This window comes from Sulfurihydrogenibium yellowstonense SS-5 (assembly GCF_000173615.1).
GTDB classification, from domain to species: Bacteria; Aquificota; Aquificia; order Aquificales; family Hydrogenothermaceae; genus Sulfurihydrogenibium; species Sulfurihydrogenibium yellowstonense.
In genome coordinates, this window is sequence record NZ_ABZS01000001.1 from 20,001 (window position 1) to 22,285 (window position 2,285).

The 2,285-nt window shown below is 57.1% G+C and carries 2 rRNA genes (1 of these 2 only partly in view); both read left to right on the forward strand.

From position 1 onward, the window contains the following. Positions 1-2,127, forward strand: a 23S ribosomal RNA gene (locus SULYE_RS00110); it begins 819 nt to the left of the window's first position. A gap of 41 nt (positions 2,128-2,168) precedes the next feature. After that, positions 2,169-2,285 (forward strand): 5S ribosomal RNA (gene rrf, locus SULYE_RS00115).

Genomic DNA, 2,285 nt, shown 5'->3' on the forward strand with positions numbered 1-2,285 from the left:
TCGGTGCTGCAACACAGTTGGATGAGGTGTGGATAGGGGTGAAAAGCCAATCGCGTTCCGTGATAGCTCGTTCTCCCCGAAATGCATCGACGTGCAGCGTCAAGCGTTTCCCCCGGGAGGTAGAGATACTGATTGGGCTAGGGCCCCGAAAGGGGTACCGAACCCAACCAAACTCCGAATGCCCGGGAGGATAGCTTGGCAGTGAGACTACGGGGGATCAGCTCCGTAGTCGAGAGGGAAACAACCCAGACCGCCAGCTAAGGTCCCAAAGTGCATGCTAAGTGGAGAAGGATGTAAAGCCTCGAAGACAGCGAGGAGGTTGGCTTAGAGGCAGCCATCCTTTAAAGAGTGCGTAACAGCTCACTCGTCGAGAGGCTTTGCGCCGAAAATTTAACGGGGCTAAGCATGCCACCGAAGCTGCGGGCTTGCTTTAACAGCAAGCGGTAGGGGAGCGTTCCCTGCGGGCTGAAGTCTCACCGTAAGGAGGGATGGACTGCAGGGAAGTGAGAATCCTGGTATGAGTAGCAGCCAAAGACAGGTGAGAAACCTGTCCGCCGGAACTCCAAGGGTTCCAATCCAATGTAAATCAGGATTGGGTTAGTCGGTACCCTAAGGTGAGGGCGAAAGCAGTAGCCGATGGGAAGCAGGTTAATATTCCTGCACCAGCTGTCTGGAGACCAAGGCACGACGCAGGAGGATAGCACCAGGGGAGATTTGGATCGCTCCCTTTAAGCGTCCGAGGGCGAGGAATAGGCAAATCCGTTCCTCATACAAGCCCAAGGCGTGATGAGGAGGCTAAGCCTCGTGCTTAGCCAACTGGTGTGACTTCAGACTGCCAAGAAATAGTGTCGTGGTCGTCGAAGGATGGCTGACCGTACCGGAAACCGACACAGGTGGAGTGGGTTAGCAGCCTAAGGCGCTTCGGGGTAACTCTCCTCAAGGAACTCGGCAAACTGACCCCGTACCTTCGGAATAAGGGGTGCCCACCGCAAGGTGGGTCGCAGAAACCAGGTCCAGGCGACTGTTTACCAAAAACACAGCACTGCGCAAACTCGAAAGAGGACGTATGCAGTGTGAAACCTGCCCAGTGCCCGTAGGTTAAGGGGAGGGGTGATAAGCCCCAAACCGAAGCCCGGGTAAACGGCGGCCGTAACTATAACGGTCCTAAGGTAGCGAAATTCCTTGTCGGGTAAGTTCCGACCTGCATGAATGGTCCAACGATCTGGACGCTGTCTCGAGGAGAGTCCCGGTGAAATTGTAGTGCCGGTCAAGATTCCGGCTACCTGCGGCAGGACGGAAAGACCCTGTGAAGCTTTACTGTACCCTGGCACTGTTTGCCTGCGCATCCTGCGCAGGATAGGTGGGAGCCTAAGAAGTGCCCCTTTCGGGGGGCATGGAGGCGCCGGTGAGATACCACCCTGGATGTGTGGGTAAACTAACCTAGCCGTGTTACCCACGGCAGGGACAATGTCAGGCGGGCAGTTTGACTGGGGCGGTCGCCTCCTAAAGGGTAACGGAGGCGCCCAAAGGTACCCTCAGGTGGGTCGGAAATCCACCGTTAGAGTGCAAAGGCATAAGGGTGCCTGACTGCGAGACTGACAAGTCGAGCAGACGCGAAAGCGGGGCTTAGTGACCCGCATGTTCCGAGTGGAAGGGCATGCGATCAGCGGATAAAAGCTACTCCGGGGATAACAGGCTAATCCCGCCCAAGAGCCCACATCGACGGCGGGGTTTGGCACCTCGATGTCGGCTCGTCGCATCCTGGGGCTGAAGTAGGTCCCAAGGGTTGGGCTGTTCGCCCATTAAAGCGGCACGCGAGCTGGGTTCAGAACGTCGTGAGACAGTTCGGTCCCTATCCGCCGCAGGCGCAGGATACTTGAGAGGAGCCATCCTTAGTACGAGAGGACCGGGATGGGGCAGGCTCTGGTGTACCAGTTGTTCCCCAAGAGCAGCGCTGGGTAGCCATCCTGCTACGGGATAAGCGCTGAAAGCATCTAAGCGTGAAGCCCACCTCAAGATAAGGTATCCCTGAAGGGCCGTGGGAGACTACCACGTTGATAGGCTGCAGGTGGAAGCTCGGTAACGGGTGGAGCCAAGCAGTACTAATCGCCCGTTTGGCTTGGCCTTTTACTACTTACAGTCCTACTAACCTACTGGGTTGCCAAATCCCTGGTGTCCATAGCGGTGGGGAAACACCCGGCTTCCATTCCGAACCCGGCAGTTAAGCCCACCAGCGCCCATGATACTGGCCGGGAGACCGGTCGGGAAAGTAGTCGACGCCGGGT